Here is a 16,593-nt window from a genome sequence, read left to right on the forward strand (position 1 = left end):
CGTGGACCAGCAGGCGGTGGCCGGGATCGTCCGGCGGTACTGGGACGGGTTGTGGAACCGGCGTGACCTCGGCGTCATCGACGAGCTGATCGGCGAGCCCTACGTCCGGCACTCGTCGGCCGGCACCCGGTCGCTGACCCGCGCGGAGTTCCGGCGCGAGGTCAGCAACTCCTGGCAGCTGCTGCACGACCCGGCCACGACCGTCGACGACCAGGTCACCGCCCAGGACCGGGTCTGGACGCGGGCGACCACCACCGGGGTGAACCTCGACACCGGGGAGACCTCGGTGGTGACCTGGCTGGTCGTGCACCGGGTGGCCGGCGACCGGATCGTGGAGTCCTGGAGCGCGACCCTGCCCGGGGTCGACTGGCGCTGAGCGGGCGGTTCAGCCGAGGTCGCGCAGCCGCTGCGCGGTCCCGACCCCGCGCCGGCTCACCAGCACGTACATCAGCACGAACAGCAGGACGCCGACGCCCATCCCGGTGAGCGTCCAGCGCAGGCCGATGACGTCGGCGAGCAGGCCCAGCGGCAGCGCGGCGATGCCGAACGCCCCGAAGCTGAGCATGATCAGCGACTGCACCCGGCCGTGGTACTCCATGTCCGACAGCGCGATCAGCTGCGACTGGTTGGTCGTCTGGAAGGCCAGCATCGCGCCGCCCAGCACCAGCAGGACGCCGACCGCGACGGCGGCGTTCGGCGTGACCGCCAGCGCGCAGATCGCCAGGCCGAACAGCGCGCCGGAGACCACGAACACCCGTCCCTCCCGGACCCGCGACGACCGCCGTCCGAGCAGCAGGCCGGTGACGACCCCGCCCACGGCCGACATCGCCGAGAGCACCCCGTAGCCGAGCGAGCCCAGGCCGAACAGGTCGGTGGCGATGGTGGGCATGAAGGCCAGGTAGGGCATCCCGCACATGGTCACGCCGATGCCGCACCAGGTCAGCGCGCTCAGCGAGCGGTGCCGGCGGACGTAGCGGACGCCGTCGGCCAGCTCACCGACCGGGGACCGGTCCGAGGGAGCGCCGCGCCGGTGCCCGGGCGGCAGGGCCCCGGTGAGCAGCACGCCGACGGTGGCCAGCCCCGCGCTCATCAGGAAGATCGCCTCGGTGCCCCAGGCGACCGCGCCGATGACGACGCCGGCCAGCGCGGGGCCGATCACCCGGTTCACCTCGGCGTTGACCAGGAGCAGGGACACCGCCTGCGGCACCGACCCGCGCGGCACGAGCTCGGAGAGGAACGCCATGCGGGCCGGGTTGAACAGCGCGAAGCCGATCGCCTGCAGAACGCCGGCGCCGAGCAGCATCCAGTACTGGATGACGTCGAAGACGACGGCCAGGCCGATCCACGCGCTGGAGGCGGCCAGCACGAGCACCGAGACCTGGAGGACCAGCCGCTTGGGCAGCCGGTCGGCGGCCACCCCGCCCCACGGGGTCGCGATGATCAGCGCGATGCCGAAGGAGAGCAGCACCCCGCCCAGGGCCGCGTTGGAGCCGGTGAGCTCGAAGGCCAGCCAGCTGCGGGCGATCGCCTGCGCCATGACGCCGAGGAAGACCGCGGCGGCGTTGAGGTAGAGCACCAGGAAGCCGCCGATGCGCAGGATGGCCAGCGCGCCGAGCGGCTGCGGGGCGGCGGGGGGCCCGGCGCTGGTCCCGGCGTCCGGCGTCGTGTCCGCGCTCATGGCCCCCCTCGGTACCGCAGCGCCGGACCGGCGGCTGCACCCTGCCGGTCTACCACCGCGGGCCCGCCGGCTCCGAGCCGCCTCCCGGCCCGGGGAAGACGGCGGCCCTCCTCAGCGGCCGCGCCAGACCGGCGCGCGCTTCTCGGCGAAGGCGGTCGCCCCCTCCCGCGCGTCCTCGCTCGCGAACACCGGGCCGATGATCTCGGCCTGCCGCGCCCAGCCCTCCTCGAAGGTCCAGTCGGCGCCGCCGCGGGCGACGGCCTTGGTCGCCGCGAGCGCCAGCGGGCCGTTCGCCGCGATCGTGGCGGCCAGCTCCAGGGCGCCGTCGAGCGCGCCGCCGGCCGGGGTCAGCCGGTTCACCAGGCCCACCTCGGCCGCGCGCGGGGCGCCGAGCGGTTCGCCGGTCAGCAGCATCTCCATCGCCAGGTTGACCGGCACCCGCCGGGACAGCAGGAGCGCGCCGCCGCCGGCGGCGACCAGCGAGCGCTTGACCTCGGGCACGCCGAAGCGGGCGTCCTCGGCGGCCACCACGAGGTCGCAGGCGAGCAGGAGCTCGAAGCCGCCGGCCAGCGCCCAGCCCTCGACCGCCCCGATCAGCGGCTTGCGCGGTGGGGTCTGGGTGATGCCGCACAGTCCCCGGCCCTCGATCGCGGGGGTCTCCCCGCGCAGGAAGGCCTTGAGGTCCATCCCGGCGGAGAAGGTGCCGCCGGCGCCGGTGAGCACGCCGACCCGCAGCTCGTCGGAGGCGTCCAACTCGTCGACGGCCGCCGCCACCGCCTCGGCGACCGCGCGGGTCAGCGCGTTCCGCGCCTGCGGGCGGTTGATCGTGACGACCTGGACGCCGTCGCGCCGCTCGACCAGTACATCGTCCGTCACGGGACCTCCTCGCGTGGTGGGTGCGCCGGTCAGCCGGCCTGGACGACCGCGCCGGAGTCGAGCAGCCCGGTCACCTCGTCGGCGGACAGGCCCCAGGCCTCGAGCGCCGTCCGGGTGTCCTGGCCGGGTGTGCGCGGGGCGCTGCGCACCGCCGCGGGGGTGCGGGAGAACCGCGGGGCCGGGCCCGGCTGCGGCCCGCCCCCGACGTCGGCGAAGGTCCCGCGGGCGGCCAGGTGGGGGTGGGCCGGCGCCTCGGTCAAGCCGAGCACGGGGGTGACGCAGGCGTCGGTGCCGGCGAAGACCTCGGCCCACTGGTCCCGGGTCCGGGTGGCGAAGACCTCGGTGAGCAGCGCCTTCTGCTCGGGCCACCGGGCCACGTCGAGCTGCCCGCCGGGATACCGGTCGGTCAGCCCCAGCCCGGCCAGCAGCTGGGCGTGGAACTGCGGCTCGATCGCGCCGACGGCCACGTGCCCGCCGTCCGAGCACGCGTAGGTGTCGTAGAAGGGCGCGCCGCCGTCCAGCAGGTTCGCCGCCCGCCGGTCCTGCCAGAGGCCGGCCCCGAGCATCCCGTAGACCATCGTGACCAGCGAGCTCGCGCCGTCGACCATGGCCGCGTCGACCACCTGCCCCCGCCCGCTGCTCCCCCGCTCGAGCAGCGCGGCGAGGACGCCGACGACGAGGAACAGCGCCCCGCCGCCGAAGTCGGCGCCGATGTTGAGCGGGACGACCGGCTTGTCCGCCGTCCCGATGGCGTGCAGCGCGCCGGTGAGCCCGAGGTAGTTGATGTCGTGGCCGGCGCGGGCGGCCAGCGGGCCGTCCTGCCCCCAGCCGGTCATCCGGGCGTAGACCAGCCGCGGATTGCGGGCCCAGCAGTCCTCCGGGCCGACGCCCAGCCGCTCGGTGACCCCCGGCCGCAGCCCCTCGACCAGGACGTCGGCCGCGTCGACCAGCCGCAGGACGACGTCGCGCCCCACCGGGGTCTTGAGGTCGACGGCGACGGACGGGCGGCTGCGGTGCAGCGCCTCCTTGGCCGGGTGCACCAGCGCGGTGCCGCCGCCGGGGCGATCCACGCGGACGACGTCGGCACCGAGCTCGGCCAGCAGCATGCACGCGTACGGGGCGGGTCCGAGCCCGGCGAGCTCGACGACGCGGATCCCGGCGAGCGGACCGGTGGGGGGCTGCACGCGGGCCACGCTAGCAACGGGCCGGGTCGCGCACCGGGTGCCGTCGTCCTACGTTCGGGCCGGTGAGCGACGAGCGCTGGTTCGAGGACTACGTCGTGGACACGACCGCCGAGTTCGGCCCGCTGCGGGTCGAGGAGGACGACGTCGTCGACTTCGGCCGGCGCTTCGACCCCCAGCCCTTCCACGTCGATGCACGGGCCGCGGCGGCCGGGCCGTTCGGCGGCCTGATCGCCAGCGGCTGGCACACCTGCGCCCTGATGATGCGGCTGTTCGCCGACGAGTACCTCTCCCCCGTCTCCAGCCTCGGCTCCCCCGGCGTCGACGAGCTGCGCTGGACCGCCCCGGTGCGCCCCGGCGACGAGCTCACCCTGCGGACCACCGTCGAGGAGGCCCGGCTGTCCCGGTCCAAGCCCGACCGCGGCCTGCTGCGCACCCGCATCGAGCTGCTCAACCAGGACGGCGTCGTCGCCCTGAGCATGGTGGCGATGAACCTGGTCCGCACCCGTCCCGCCTAGGAGGAGCTGTGCCCTGGCCCGGCGCCACCGCGCGCACCGACCCCGACAAGCCGGCCCTGGTGATGGCCGGCTCCGGAGCCACCCTGACCTACGCCGAGCTGGAGGAGCGCTCCACCCGGCTGGCGTCGTGGCTGCGCTCCGAGGGCCTGCGGCGGGGGGACGTCGTGGCGCTGCTGAGCGACAACCGGCCGGAGGTCTCGGAGGTCTACTGGGCCTGCCAGCGCGCCGGGCTGTACGTCACGGCGGTCAACTGGCACCTCGCCCCGGCCGAGGCGGCCTACGTCGTGGCCGACAGCGGCGCCCGGGTGCTCGTCGCCGCGGCGACGCTCGCCCCCCCGGCGCGGGAGGTGCGGGCCGCCGTCCCGGCGGTCACGTCCGCGCTGGCCGTCGGCGGGCCGATCGAGGGCTTCGCGGACCACCGGTCCGCGGTGGCCGCCGGCGACCCCGTCCCGCCGGCCGACCAGCCGCGCGGCGCGGACCTGCTCTACAGCTCGGGCACCACCGGCCGGCCCAAGGGGATCCGCCCGCCGCTGCCCGACCGGCAGGTGACCGAGCCCGGCGACAGCCTCGTGGCGGTGTTCGGCACCCGCTACGGGTTCGGGCCGGACACCGTCTACCTCTCGCCCGCGCCGGTCTACCACGCGGCGCCGCTGCGGTTCGTCGCCACCGTCCAGGCCACCGGCGGGACGGTCGTGATGATGGAGTCCTTCGACCCCGAGGCGGCGCTGGCCGCGATCGAGCGGTACCGCGTCACGCACAGCCAGTGGGTGCCGACGATGTTCGTGCGGATGCTCAAGCTGCCGGCGGAGGTGCGGGCCCGCTACGACGTGTCCAGCCTGCGGGTCGCCGTCCACGCCGCGGCGCCGTGCCCGCCGGAGGTCAAGCGCGCGATGATCGACTGGTGGGGCCCGGTGCTCGAGGAGTACTACGCCTCGACCGAGAGCGCCGGCATCACGATGGTGAGCAGCGAGGAGTGGCTCGCCCGGCCGGGCACCGTCGGCCGCGACGGCTTCCTCGGCACCGTGCACGTCGTGGGCGACGACGGCCGGGACCTCCCCCCGGGCGAGGTGGGCGTCGTCTACTTCGAGCGCGACACCATGCCCTTCGCCTACCTCAACGACCCGGCGCGGACGGCGGAGGCCCAGCACCCCGACCACCCGACCTGGTCGACCGTCGGCGACATGGGGTACCTCGACGAGGACCGCTACCTGTACCTCACCGACCGCCAGGCCAACATGATCATCTCCGGCGGGGTGAACATCTACCCCCGCGAGGCCGAGGACGTCCTGGCCCTGCACCCGGCGGTGCTCGACGTCGCGGTGATCGGCGTCCCCGACGAGGAGATGGGCGAGTCGGTGCTGGCGCTGGTCCAGCCCGCGCCGGGTGCGGCGACCGCCGCCCTGCCGGAGGAGCTGGTGGCCTACACCCGCGAGCGGCTCAGCCACTACAAGTGCCCGGCCCGCGTGGAGCTGGTCGACGAGCTGCCGCGCACGCCGACCGGGAAGCTGCAGAAGCACCTGCTCCGGCGCCGCTACACCCGGTCCTGAAAGGCCCTCCTCAGCGCGCGGAGCGCCCGGGCCGCCGTCGCCGCCACCGTTGCCGGTGCCGCCAGGCGGGCCTCCAGCTCGGTCACCCGGTCCTCCACCGCCGCCAGCCGGGGCTCCTCCCCCGCGGGCGGGTGCACGGCCACCTCGGCCAGCCCGTCGGTCAGCGCGGCCACCAGGCTCGCCACCTCGTCCGGCCGCAGCTTGACCGTGCCCACGCAGGTCTCGTCCCGCCAGACGCTCAGGTTGAGCAGCCCGACCTCGGGATGGGCGGAGACCCGGACCGCCCGCGTCCGGTCACGGGCGTCCCACACCCAGCGGCCACGGCTCGGGAGGGACAGCACCGTCATCGGCACAGGCTCGGGCCCGACGGGAGCGGCGTCAACCCGGTCCCCCGATCGCGGCCAGCAGGCGGGCGCGGGCGGGGGCCAGCGACGGCCCGTACCAGGTGAGGTCGCGGCCGGAGACCAGCGCCGTCCGCACGCCGGGGAACGCCTCCGGCCCGTCGTCCGCGGTGAAGACGTACGGCTCGTCCGGGAGGACGACGACGTCCGGCGCGGCACCGCGGATCTCCTCCACCGCCACCTTCGGGTAGCGGTCGGCCGCGTCGGCGAAGACGTTGACCAGCCCGAGCCGGGCCAGCACGTCGCCGGTGAAGGTGCGCGCGCCGACGACCATCCACGGATCCCGCCACACCGGGACGGCGACCCGGAGCCCGGTTCCCGGAGCCGGGTCCGCCCAGGCGGCCGCGGCGGCGGTCAGCCAGGCGGGCTCCCCGACGTCGAGCACCTCGCCGAACAGCCGGCGCATCGAGGCCAGCGCCTCGTCGACCGACTCGATGACCGTCACCCACACCGGCACGCCGGCCGCGCGCAGCCGGTCGACGTCCAGCCGCCGGTTCTCCTCCTGGTTCGCGACCACCAGGTCGGGCGCGAGGGCCTCGATCGCCGCGCGGTCGGGGTTCTTGGTGCCGCGCACCCGGGCCACGTCGAGGTCCGCCGGGTGGGTGCACCAGTCGGTGGCGCCGGCCAGCCGGTCGGGCACAGTGGCCGCCAGCGCCTCGGTGAGCGAGGGCACCAGCGAGACCACCCGCCGCGGCGGCCGGGGCAGCTCGACCGCCGTCCCCAGGTCGTCCCGGAGGGCAGAAATGGCCATTTCTGCCCCTAGACGTTGCGCCGGTACTGGCCGCCGACCTCGAAGAACGCCTCGGAGATCTGGCCGAGCGAGCACACCCGGACGGCGTCCATCAGCTCGGCGAACACGTTGCCGCCCTCCATCGCCACCTGCTGCAGCCGGGCCAGCGCGGCCGGCGCCGCGTCGGCGTGCCGGGCGGAGAAGTCCGCCAGCCGCTGCAGCTGCGACTGCTTCTCCGCCTCGGTGGCGCGGGCCAGCTCCAGCGGCTTCGGCGGGGTCTCGTCGCGGTGCGGGTCGAGGAAGGTGTTGACACCGACGATCGGGAGACTGCCGTCGTGCTTGCGGTGCTCGTAGAGCATCGACTCGTCCTGGATCCGGCCGCGCTGGTAGCCGGTCTCCATGGCGCCGAGGACGCCGCCGCGCTCGGCGATCCGGTCGAACTCGGTCAGCACCGCCTCCTCGACCAGGTCGGTGAGCTCCTCGATGACGAACGAGCCCTGCAGCGGGTTCTCGTTGCCGGCCAGCCCCCACTCCTTGTCGATGATCATCTGGATGGCCAGCGCCCGGCGGACCGAGTGCGGGCTGGGGGTGGTGACGGCCTCGTCGTAGGCGTTGGTGTGCAGGCTGTTGGCGTTGTCGTAGATGGCGCAGAGGGCCTGCAGCGTCGTCCGGATGTCGTTGAAGTCCATCTCCTGCGCGTGCAGGGACCGGCCCGAGGTCTGCACGTGGTACTTCAGCTGCTGCGACCGCGGGTTCGCGCCGTAGCGCTCCCGCATCGCCACCGCCCAGATCCGGCGGGCGACCCGGCCGATCACCGAGTACTCGGCGTCCATGCCGTTGGAGAAGAAGAAGCTCAGGTTGGGCGCGAAGTCGTCGATCGCCATGCCCCGCGCCAGATAGGACTCCACGTAGGTGAAGCCGTTGGCGAGGGTGAACGCCAGCTGGCTGATCGGGTTCGCCCCGGCCTCGGCGATGTGGTAGCCGGAGATCGAGACCGAGTAGAAGTTGCGCACCCGGTGGTCGATGAACCACTCCTGGATGTCGGCCATGCAGCGCAGCGCGAACTCGGTCGAGAAGATGCAGGTGTTCTGGCCCTGGTCCTCCTTGAGGATGTCGGCCTGCACCGTGCCCCGGACGTTGGCGAGCACCCAGGCGCGGATCTCCTCGGCCTCGCCGGCGTCGGGCTCGCGGCCCTCGTCGGCGCGGAACGCCTCCAGCCGCTGGTCGATCGCGGTGTTGAGGAACATCGCGAGGATCGTCGGCGCGGGGCCGTTGATCGTCATCGACACCGACGTCGTCGGCGAGCACAGGTCGAAGCCGGAGTACAGGACCTCCATGTCGTCCAACGTGGCGATGGAGACCCCGGAGGTGCCGACCTTGCCGTAGACGTCCGGCCGCGGGTCGGGGTCGCGGCCGTAGAGGGTGACCGAGTCGAAGGCCGTCGACAGCCGGGTCGCCTCGTTGCCGGCGCTCAGCAGCTGGAACCGGCGGTTGGTGCGGAAGGCGTCGCCCTCGCCGGCGAACATCCGCGCGGGGGCCTCGCCGGCCCGCTTGAACGGGAACACCCCGGCGGTGAACGGGAAGAACCCGGGCAGGTTCTCCCGGCGCAGGAACCCCAGCAGCTCGGCGTCGTCCCGGGTGCGCGGCAGGGAGACCCGCCGCACCTCCGTCCCGGACAGGGTCCGCCGGGTCAGCGGCGTGTGGATCTCCTTCCCGCGCACCGTGTAGACCAGCTCGTCGCCGGAGTAGTCCTCGACGCGCGCCGGCCACTCCTCCAGCAGCGACCGCACCTCGGGCAGCAACTCGGCGTCGGCCGCCGCCATCGCCGTCCGGGCGGCCTCGGCGGCGTCCCCGTCCAGCACGTCGGCGGCGGTGCGCAGGTGCTGCCGCCGCCGCGCGACCTCCGCCTGCGCCTCGGTCGCCGCGTGGTAGCCGCGCACCGCCTCGGCGATCTCGGCCAGGTACCGCGACCGGGACGACGGCACCACCGACGACAGCCCGGTGGAGGTGCGGACGTCGACCCGCGGCAGCACCCCGGACCCGACCGGCAGCCCCTTGTCCGCCAGCAGGCCGAGCAGGTGCTGATAGAGCGCGGTGACGCCGTCGTCGTTGAACCGGGCGGCGCTGGTGCCGAAGACCGGCATCTCCTCCCACGGCTGCCCGAACGCCTCGCGGTTGCGCACCATCTGGCGGGCGACGTCGCGGCGGGCGTCCTCGGCCCCGCGCCGCTCGTACTTGTTGATCGCGACGGCGTCGGCGAAGTCGAGCATGTCGATCTTCTCCAGCTGCGACGCGGCGCCGAACTCCGGCGTCATCACGTACAGCGCCACGTCGGAGAACGGCACGATGCCGGCGTCGCCCTGGCCGATGCCAGGCGTCTCCACGACGACCAGGTCGAACCCGGCGGCCTCGACCGCGCACAGCACGTCGTCCAGGTGCTGCGGGGTCTCCGCGCCGGCGGACCGGGTGGCCAGCGAGCGGAAGAAGGTGTGCGACCCGTCGCCGGTCTCCAGTGCGTTCATCCGGATCCGGTCGCCGAGCAGGGCACCGCCGCCGCGGCGCCGGGTCGGGTCGATCGCCAGGACGGCGACCCGCAGCTTGTCCTCCTGGTCCAGCCGCAGCCGGCGCAGCAGCTCGTCGGTGAGCGAGGACTTCCCCGAGCCGCCGGTGCCGGTGATGCCCAGGACCGGCACCGTCCGCCCGGCCGCCGCCTCCCGCACCCGCGCGGCCAGCTCCGGGTCGCGGCCGGCCTCCAGCACCGTGATCGCCCGGGCGAGGGCCGCCGGGTCGCCGGTGCGCAGCGCGTCGACGTCCGGGCCCGACGCGGTCAGGTCGACGTCGCAGGCGCGGATCAGCTCGTTGACCATCCCCGGCAGGCCGAGCCGCTGGCCGTCCTCCGGCGAGAAGATCGTGACGCCGCGCTCCCGCAGCAGCGCGATCTCCTCGGGCACGATCACGCCCCCGCCGCCGCCGAACACCTGCACGTGACCGGCGCCGGACCGCGCCAGCCGCTCGACCAGGTAGCTGAAGTACTCGACGTGCCCGCCCTGGTAGGAGGAGATCGCGACCCCCTGCACGTCCTCCTCCAGCGCCGCGCGCACCACGGCGTCCACGCTGCGGTCGTGCCCGAGGTGCACGACCTCCGCGCCCTGGCTCTGCAGCAGCCGACGCATCACGTTGATCGCCGCGTCGTGCCCGTCGAACAGGCTCGCCGCGGTGACGAACCGGACCGGGTGGACGGGGACGTGCAGGTCGGTCGGCATGACACTCCCGAACTAGTAGGACGTCCAAGTAACTCTACGCGGCCCCCGGCCCTGATCACCACGTCCGGGAGCCACCGCTCCCGCCGGCGCGGGCATGATGAGCCGTCCCCGCCCGGACCCGAGCCCGGAGGCCAGCCCGTCATGGACGCGACGTTCCTGCCCGACACCGCCGCCACCGTCGCCCGCGCCCGCCAGCACGCCGTCGGCGATCTCCTCCACCGCACCGCCGCCCGGTACCCGGACAAGCTCGCGGTGGTGGCCGGCGACCTGCGCGTCACCTACGCGGAGTTCGACGTCGCGGTGAACCGCACGGCGCACGCCCTGGCCGAGCGGGGCCTGGCCACGGGCGACCGGCTGGCGCTGCTGAGCCACAACTGCTGGCAGTTCGCGGTCCTCGCGTTCGCCACCGCCAAGCTGGGCGTGGTGCTCGTGCCGGTCAACTTCATGCTCGGCGCGGAGGAGATCGCCTACATCCTCGGCCACTCCGGTGCGCGCGGGATCGTCGCGGAGGACGCCCTGGCCGGGACGGCGGACCAGGCGATGGCCGCCGCGGGCGTCGACGGCGGGCTGCGCGGCTGGATCCCGCTGGCCGGCGCCGCGCCGGCCCCCGGCTGGGAGGACGTCGACGGGTGGTGGCGCGACGGGACCGCCACGGCCCCCGACGTCGCGGTCGCCGACGACGACCCGCTGCGGCTGATGTACACCTCGGGCACCGAGTCGCGGCCCAAGGGCGTCCTGCTCTCGTCCCGCTCGCTGATCACCCAGTACGTGTCCTGCGCGATCGACGGCGGCATGAGCGCCGACGACGTCGAGCTGCACTCGCTGCCGATGTACCACTGCGCGCAGCTGGACTGCTTCTTCTCCGTCGACGTCTACCTCGGCGCGACCAGCATCATCCTGCCGGGGCCGGACGCCGGCACGATCCTCGCCACGATCGCCCGGGAGCGGGTGACCAAGCTGTTCTGCCCGCCGACGGTGTGGATCTCGCTGCTGCGGCACCCCGACTTCGACACCACCGACCTGTCCAGCCTCCGCAAGGGCTACTACGGCGCCTCGCCGATGCCGGTGGAGGTGCTGCGCGAGCTGCAGCGCCGGCTGCCGGACGTGCAGCTGTGGAACTTCTACGGCCAGACCGAGATGGCCCCGCTGGCCACGATCCTGCGGCCGCACGAGCAGCTGGAGCGGGCCGGCTCGGCCGGGCGGGCCACGCTGAACGTCGAGACCCGGCTGGTCGACGACGACGGCCACCCGGTGCCGCCCGGCCAGGTCGGCGAGATCGTGCACCGCAGCCCCCAGGCCACGCTCGGGTACTACGCGGACGAGGAGAAGACCGCCGAGGCCTTCCGCGGCGGGTGGTTCCACTCCGGCGACCTCGGCGTCATGACCGAGGACGGCTACCTGTCGGTGGTCGACCGCAAGAAGGACATGATCAAGACCGGCGGGGAGAACGTGGCCAGCCGGGAGATCGAGGAGGCCATCTACGAGCTCGACGGCGTCGCCGAGGTCGCGGTCTTCGGCATCAGCCACCCGTACTGGGTCGAGGCGGTGACCGCCGTCGTCGTCCCGAAGCCCGGGGCGACGCTGACCACCGAGGACGTGCAGGCGCACACCCGCGACCGGCTGGCCGGCTACAAGCGGCCGAAGTACGTCGTCCTCTCCGAGGCGCTGCCCAAGAACCCCAGCGGCAAGATCCTCAAGCGGGAGCTGCGCCAGCAGCACGCCGATCTGGCCCGGGACTGACACCTGCCCCGCTGCTACCTTCCGGCCGGTGGGCGCCGACGCGGGTGGGTTCGCCGGGCTCCTGCGCCGGTTCCGCGGGCGCGCGGCGCTGAGCCAGGAGGAGCTCGCGGCGCGGTCCGGCCTCACCGCCAAGGCCGTGAGCGCGCTGGAACGCGGCGAGCGGCGGCGGCCCTACCCGCACACCGTCCGGGCCCTCGCCGACGCGCTGGACCTCGACCCCGCGGAGCGGGACGCGCTGGCTGCGGCCGCCCGCCCGGAACAGCCCGGCCCCGGGGCCCCGGCGGCTCCGCCCGAACCCGCCCCGCTGCCCCACCCGCCGGCGCCGCTGATCGGCCGGTCGGCCGAGCGGGACGAGGTGGTCGCGCTGCTGCGGTCGGGCGCCACCCGGCTGCTCACCCTCACCGGGCCGGGCGGCGTCGGGAAGACCAGCCTCGCCCTCGACGTCGCGCGGGCCCTGGCCGGCGACTTCCCCGGCGGCGGCACCGTCGTCGAGCTCGCCCCGCTGCGCGACGCGCGGCTGGTGCTGGCGACGGTCGCCCGGGCGCTCGGCGTCCGGGCGGGCGGTGCCCCGCTGCTCGACACGATGGCCGCCCAGCTCGGCGGGCGCCGGCAGCTCGTGGTGCTCGACAACCTCGAGCACCTGCTCCCGGCCGCCGGCGACGTGGCCGCGCTGGTCGCCCGCTGCCCCGGGCTGGTGGTGCTGGCCACCAGCCGGGCCGCGCTCCGGGTGCGGGCCGAGCTCGAGGTCCCGCTCGAGCCGCTCGCCGTGCCCGCGCGGTCCGACGTCGAGGCCGTCTCCGCCTCACCGGCGGCCCGGGTGTTCCTCGACCGTGCCCGGGCGGCCGGCCGGGCCGTCGCGCTCACCGAGGCCACGGCGCCCGACGTCGCGGCGATCTGCCGCCGGCTGGACGGCCTCCCGCTCGCCCTGGAGCTGGCCGCCGCGCACGCCCGCTTCCTCTCCCCCGCCGCGCTGCTGGCCCGGCTCGACCAGGCGGTCGCCTCCCCGCGCAGCCGCGACCTGCCGGAGCGGCAGCGGACGATCGGGGCGACCCTCGACTGGAGCCACGAGCTGCTGACCGCCGAGGAGCAGGTGCTGCTGCGCCGGCTCTCGGTGTTCGCGGGGGGCTTCGCGCTGGAGGCGGTCCAGGAGGTGGCGGGCGCGGACGTCGACGTGCTGCCCGCCCTGGCCGGCCTGGTCGAGCAGTCGCTGGTGGTCGCCTCGGACGAGCCGGCCGGCCGCTACCGCCTGCTGGAGCCGGTCCGCCAGTACGCCGCCGTCCGCCTGGGCGACGCCGGGGAGGCCGACGCGGTCGCCGACCGGGCCGCCGACCTCGTCCGCGCGCTCGCCTCCGGTGCCCGCCGGGGACTGCGCGGCCGGGAGCAGCCGGAGTGGCTGGACCGGCTGCAGCTCGAGCACGGCAACCTCGGCGCGGCGCTGGCCCGGCTGGTCGCGGCCGGCCGGCACGGCGCGGCGGCCGGGCTCGCGGCGGACACCTGGCTCTACTGGGCGCTGCGCGGCACCACCGCCGAGGGGCTGGCGTGGGCGCAGCGCGTCGAGGAGGACACCCTCTCGCCCGGCGAGCGGGCCGCCCTGCACGTGGCGATCGCCGGGCTGAGCCTCGCGTCGGGGGACGTCGGCGCCACGGCGTCGGCAGCCGTCCGGGCGGCCGCCGCGGCGGAGCAGGCCGGGGACGACGCGGTGCGGGCCGAGGCGCTGGTGCTGGCGGGGTCGGCCGCGGTCTTCCTCGGGTCCTTCGAGGAGGCGGCGCCGCTGCTGGCCGCCGCCCGGCGCCTGGGCGAGGCGACGGAGCACGCGTGGGCGCTGGCGCACGCGGCCACGGCGCAGGCGCAGCTGCTGTTCCGCGCCGGCGACCTCCCCGGTGCGGCGACGGGGCTGGCCGAGGCGGAGCGGATCGCGCGCGCGGCCAGCGGGCCGTTCACGCTGGCGACGGTGCTCAACGTGCGGGCGAGCCTCGCCCTGGCCCGCGGCGACGACGGTGCCGCTCTGCGCGAGTGGACCGAGGCCGCGGAGCTGGCCGCGGCGGTCGGCACGACCTGGACGATGGCCTACACGGTGCCGGGGCTGGCGGTGCTCGCCGCGCGGCGGGGGCGGCCGGAGCTGGCGGCGGAGCTGTTCGCGGCCGGGTCGGCGACGGCGGAGGCGGCCTCGGTGGCCGTGTCCTTCCCCCCGGACCTGGAGAGCCTGGCCCGGCACCTGCCCGAGGTGCGGACGGCGCTGGGCGAGGAGGCGTTCCGGCGGGCCTGGGAACGCGGGCGCGGCCTGCGGCCGGCCGACGTCCCCGGGCTCGCCGCGCAGCTCACCGCCCGTTCCGCACCCGGCTGACGTAGCGCCGGTACCGGCGCGCGAACACCGTCCGCAGCAGGAACCGGACCGGCGCCGGGAGGACGGCGAGGATCGCCCGCCGCTCCTCGGGCGTGGCCTCCTCGACCACCGCGCCGAACATGATCGGCAGGTCCCTCGGCCGCATGTCCGCGACACCGTGCTCGCCGAGCTGCGACCACTCGGCCTGGGTGACGTGGCGCGCGGCGAGGGGCAGGATCTCGCGCTCCTCCTCGTCGAGGTGCTCGATGAGCGCCGCGCGGAGGGTGTCGAAGCCGGCGGCGACCTCCTCGGTGACGGCCGGCCGGGCCTCGGCCTCCCAGCGGTCCAGCGCGGGGCCGAGCCGCTCGATGGCCTGCTCGACCCGGGAGTGCTGGTCCTCCATGCGGTGCACCAGCGCGGCGTCGGGGGCGGCGCGCTCGAGCAGCTTGGGCCAGAGCAGCTCGTCCTCGCTGGTGTGGTGCAGGTGCAGCCCGGTGAGGACCATGCGGGCGTGCCCGGCGAGGACGCGGGCGCGGGCGGTGTCGCCCGGGGCCACGGCGCGGGCCAGCTCGGGGATCAGCCGGAACTCGCGGCGGAAGACGCGGTGCACGACCACCATGTCGGAGACGTCGGTGAGGGGGCGGGAGGAGGTCTCGGTCATGGCGACGAGCCTGTCGCCGCGCGCCGGCGTCCGGCACCCACACGACCGCCACGCTGCCCCCACACTCCGCGCCGGCGGCGGAGCGGAGGCCCCTTGACGGGGCTCCGCGGCGGCGCGACCGTCGGCCGGAGGCAGCGCGCGAGGAGACGCCATGGCCACCACCCGATTCACCGAGCTCACCGGCTGCTCCGTCCCGGTGCAGCAGGCCCCCATGGGAGCGGTGTCCCCGCCGGCCCTCGCCGCGGCGGTCGCCGAGGCCGGCGGGGTGGGCACGCTCTCGTCCCTGCGGATGACGGCGGACCAGGTGGTCCGGGCATCGACGAGGCGCGCCGGGCCACCGCCGGGGTGCTCGCGGTCAACGTGCTGACCGCGGACGTCGACGAGGACGTGGTCGCGGCCGCCGCCGAGCGGGTCCGGCTGGTCGACTTCTTCTGGCTGGACCCGCGGCCGGACCTGGTCGAGCTGGCGCACCGGGGCGGTGCCCTCGTCGGCTGGCAGGTCGGCTCGGTCGAGGAAGCCCGCGCCGCCACGGACGCCGGCAGCGACGTGGTGACCGTGCAGGGGACCGAGGCGGGCGGGCACGTGCGCGGGTCGCGCCCGCTGCGGCCGTTGCTGGCCGAGGTGCTCGCGGCGGTCGACGTGCCCGTGCTGGCCGCCGGCGGCATCGCCTCGGGGCCGGCGCTGGCAGCGGTGCTGGCCGACGGGGCGGACGGCGCGCGGATCGGCACCCTCTTCGTCGCGACCGAGGAGTCCGCGGCCCACCCGGACTACAAACGGGCGGTGGTGGACGCCTCCTCCGGCTCGACCGTGGTCACCGGGGCGTTCGCCACGGAGTGCCCGCTGTGCGCCACCAGCCCGCGTGCCCGGGTGCTGCGCGCCGCCGTGGACCGGGTGGCCTCCTTCGACGGGGACGTCGTCGGCACGCTGACGATCGCCGGCGGGGAGCTGCCGCTCCCCCGGGGCGCGGGCATGCCCCCGGTCGCCGCGGTGTCCGGCTCGGTCGACGCGATGGCCCTCTACGCCGGCGAGGGCGTGGGCTCGGTGACGGGCGTCCGGCCGGCCCGCGAGGTCGTCGCCGACCTGGCCGCCGCCCTCCCGCGGTGATCGGTCAGCGCAGGGGCGCCGGCGGGCCGTCGTCGTCGGGGTCGCCGAGCGGCCGCTGGCTCCAGGCGACGTCGTGCCACCGGCCGTGCTTCCAGCCCGCCCGGCGGTAGGTCCCCACCGGCTCGAAGCCCACCGCCCGGTGCAGCCGCTCGCTGGCCGGGTTGGGGAGGACGACGCCGGCGAAGGCCATCCGGTAGCCGCGCGCGGCCAGCCGGTCGAACAGCGCGGTGTAGAGGGCCCGGCCGGCGCCGGGGCGGCGGGTGCCGGCCTCGGTGTAGACGCTCACCGACGTCGACCACCGGTAGGCCGCCCTCGTCATGAACGGCGCGCCGTAGGCGTAGCCGGCCACCCGACCGGCGTCCTCGAGCACCACCCAGGCGTGCGTGCCGAGGGCAGCCTCGATCCGCCCGGCCATCGCTGCCGGCGTCGGGGGCTCGGTCTCGAACGAGATCGTGGTGCCGGTGACGTAGGGGGCGTAGACCTCCGCGCAGCGCGCCCCGTCCTCCGGGGTCGCGTCCCTGACCAGCCATCTCGTGCTCACCCCGCCATCCAAGCGGGTTCCGCCGCGGCG

At 75.6% G+C, this 16,593-nt stretch carries 15 protein-coding genes; 7 read left to right on the forward strand and 8 right to left on the reverse strand.

The window, feature by feature from the left end; translation table 11 throughout:
* The first annotated feature begins 1 nt into the window (after nt 1).
* Nucleotides 2–376, forward strand: a complete 375-nt coding sequence (locus tag MY526_RS19510) for an ester cyclase (RefSeq protein ID WP_436694303.1) — start codon at nt 2–4, stop codon at nt 374–376.
* A 9-nt stretch (nt 377–385) separates the two neighbouring features.
* On the opposite strand, the gene MY526_RS19515 is transcribed toward MY526_RS19510, so the two are convergent.
* From MY526_RS19515 to MY526_RS19525, 3 genes are all read right to left on the reverse strand, one after another.
* Entirely contained in the window at nt 386–1,678 is a 1,293-nt protein-coding gene (locus MY526_RS19515; RefSeq protein ID WP_436694304.1) for an MFS transporter, read from the reverse strand.
* A gap of 111 nt (nt 1,679–1,789) precedes the next feature.
* On the reverse strand, nt 1,790–2,554 hold the full coding sequence (locus MY526_RS19520) for a crotonase/enoyl-CoA hydratase family protein (protein ID WP_436704864.1): 765 nt from the start codon (nt 2,552–2,554) through the stop codon (nt 1,790–1,792).
* Between the two features lie 29 nt (nt 2,555–2,583).
* Nucleotides 2,584–3,738 carry a CaiB/BaiF CoA transferase family protein gene (locus MY526_RS19525; RefSeq protein WP_436694306.1) on the reverse strand — a complete coding sequence of 385 codons (1,155 nt, stop codon included), beginning with the start codon at nt 3,736–3,738 and terminating at the stop codon, nt 2,584–2,586.
* 62 nt (nt 3,739–3,800) lie between these two features.
* On the opposite strand from MY526_RS19525, the gene MY526_RS19530 reads away from it, so the two are divergent.
* Both MY526_RS19530 and MY526_RS19535 read left to right on the forward strand, forming a co-directional pair.
* Nucleotides 3,801–4,253 carry a MaoC family dehydratase gene (locus tag MY526_RS19530; protein ID WP_436694307.1) on the forward strand — a complete coding sequence of 151 codons (453 nt, stop codon included), beginning with the start codon at nt 3,801–3,803 and terminating at the stop codon, nt 4,251–4,253.
* Between the two features lie 8 nt (nt 4,254–4,261).
* The gene (locus MY526_RS19535; RefSeq protein WP_436704865.1) at nt 4,262–5,800 is read left to right on the forward strand and encodes an acyl-CoA synthetase; all 1,539 of its coding nucleotides are present in this window, start codon (nt 4,262–4,264) and stop codon (nt 5,798–5,800) included.
* Here the strand turns inward: MY526_RS19535 and MY526_RS19540 are convergent.
* Genes MY526_RS19540 through icmF form a run of 3 tightly spaced genes read right to left on the reverse strand, consistent with a single transcriptional unit; the run spans nt 5,785 to nt 10,194 of the window.
* A complete protein-coding gene (locus MY526_RS19540) occupies nt 5,785–6,147 on the reverse strand; it encodes a hypothetical protein (RefSeq protein ID WP_436694309.1) in 363 nt (120 codons plus the stop codon). The two genes, MY526_RS19535 and MY526_RS19540, sit on opposite strands and share 16 nt — an antisense overlap.
* Nucleotides 6,148–6,178: 31 nt before the next feature.
* Nucleotides 6,179–6,952 (reverse strand): helical backbone metal receptor, encoded by a 774-nt coding sequence (locus tag MY526_RS19545; protein ID WP_436694310.1) that lies wholly within the window; start codon nt 6,950–6,952, stop codon nt 6,179–6,181.
* 8 nt (nt 6,953–6,960) lie between these two features.
* Nucleotides 6,961–10,194, reverse strand: coding sequence for a fused isobutyryl-CoA mutase/GTPase IcmF (icmF, locus tag MY526_RS19550; RefSeq protein ID WP_436704866.1), 3,234 nt, complete (start codon nt 10,192–10,194; stop codon nt 6,961–6,963).
* Between the two features lie 141 nt (nt 10,195–10,335).
* Here icmF and MY526_RS19555 point away from each other — a divergent pair, with 141 nt between their 5' ends.
* Nucleotides 10,336–11,934 carry an acyl-CoA synthetase gene (locus MY526_RS19555; RefSeq protein WP_436704867.1) on the forward strand — a complete coding sequence of 533 codons (1,599 nt, stop codon included), beginning with the start codon at nt 10,336–10,338 and terminating at the stop codon, nt 11,932–11,934.
* A gap of 28 nt (nt 11,935–11,962) precedes the next feature.
* Nucleotides 11,963–14,278 (forward strand): ATP-binding protein, encoded by a 2,316-nt coding sequence (locus tag MY526_RS19560; protein WP_436694313.1) that lies wholly within the window; start codon nt 11,963–11,965, stop codon nt 14,276–14,278.
* Here the strand turns inward: MY526_RS19560 and MY526_RS19565 are convergent.
* Nucleotides 14,253–14,918: a hemerythrin domain-containing protein gene (locus MY526_RS19565; RefSeq protein WP_436704868.1), complete on the reverse strand. Its 666-nt coding sequence runs from the start codon at nt 14,916–14,918 to the stop codon at nt 14,253–14,255. The two genes, MY526_RS19560 and MY526_RS19565, sit on opposite strands and share 26 nt — an antisense overlap.
* Before the next feature lie 151 nt (nt 14,919–15,069).
* On the opposite strand from MY526_RS19565, the gene MY526_RS19570 reads away from it, so the two are divergent.
* Nucleotides 15,070–15,285: a nitronate monooxygenase gene (locus MY526_RS19570; protein ID WP_436704869.1), complete on the forward strand. Its 216-nt coding sequence runs from the start codon at nt 15,070–15,072 to the stop codon at nt 15,283–15,285.
* Nucleotides 15,279–16,022: an NAD(P)H-dependent flavin oxidoreductase gene (locus MY526_RS19575; protein WP_436704870.1), complete on the forward strand. Its 744-nt coding sequence runs from the start codon at nt 15,279–15,281 to the stop codon at nt 16,020–16,022. The genes MY526_RS19570 and MY526_RS19575 overlap by 7 nt, the downstream gene beginning before the upstream one ends.
* Nucleotides 16,023–16,026: 4 nt before the next feature.
* Here MY526_RS19575 and MY526_RS19580 read toward each other — a convergent pair whose 3' ends face one another.
* Nucleotides 16,027–16,563, reverse strand: coding sequence for an N-acetyltransferase family protein (locus MY526_RS19580; RefSeq protein WP_436694317.1), 537 nt, complete (start codon nt 16,561–16,563; stop codon nt 16,027–16,029).
* Nucleotides 16,564–16,593: the final 30 nt, after the last annotated feature.

The organism is Geodermatophilus sp. CPCC 205761 (genome assembly GCF_051383655.1).
GTDB lineage: Bacteria > Actinomycetota > Actinomycetes > Mycobacteriales > Geodermatophilaceae > Geodermatophilus.

Excerpts from the sequence above, each read along its gene's own strand:
- MY526_RS19515 (WP_436694304.1), bottom strand. The coding sequence starts at position 1,678 with ATGAGCGCGGACACGACGCCGGACGCCGGGACCAGCGCCGGGCCCCCC.
- MY526_RS19540 (WP_436694309.1), bottom strand. The coding sequence starts at position 6,147 with ATGACGGTGCTGTCCCTCCCGAGCCGTGGCCGCTGGGTGTGGGACGCC.
- MY526_RS19545 (WP_436694310.1), bottom strand. The coding sequence starts at position 6,952 with ATGGCCATTTCTGCCCTCCGGGACGACCTGGGGACGGCGGTCGAGCTG.
- icmF (WP_436704866.1), bottom strand. The coding sequence starts at position 10,194 with ATGCCGACCGACCTGCACGTCCCCGTCCACCCGGTCCGGTTCGTCACC.
- MY526_RS19555 (WP_436704867.1), top strand. The coding sequence starts at position 10,336 with ATGGACGCGACGTTCCTGCCCGACACCGCCGCCACCGTCGCCCGCGCC.
- MY526_RS19565 (WP_436704868.1), bottom strand. The coding sequence starts at position 14,918 with ATGACCGAGACCTCCTCCCGCCCCCTCACCGACGTCTCCGACATGGTG.
- MY526_RS19570 (WP_436704869.1), top strand. The coding sequence starts at position 15,070 with ATGGCCACCACCCGATTCACCGAGCTCACCGGCTGCTCCGTCCCGGTG.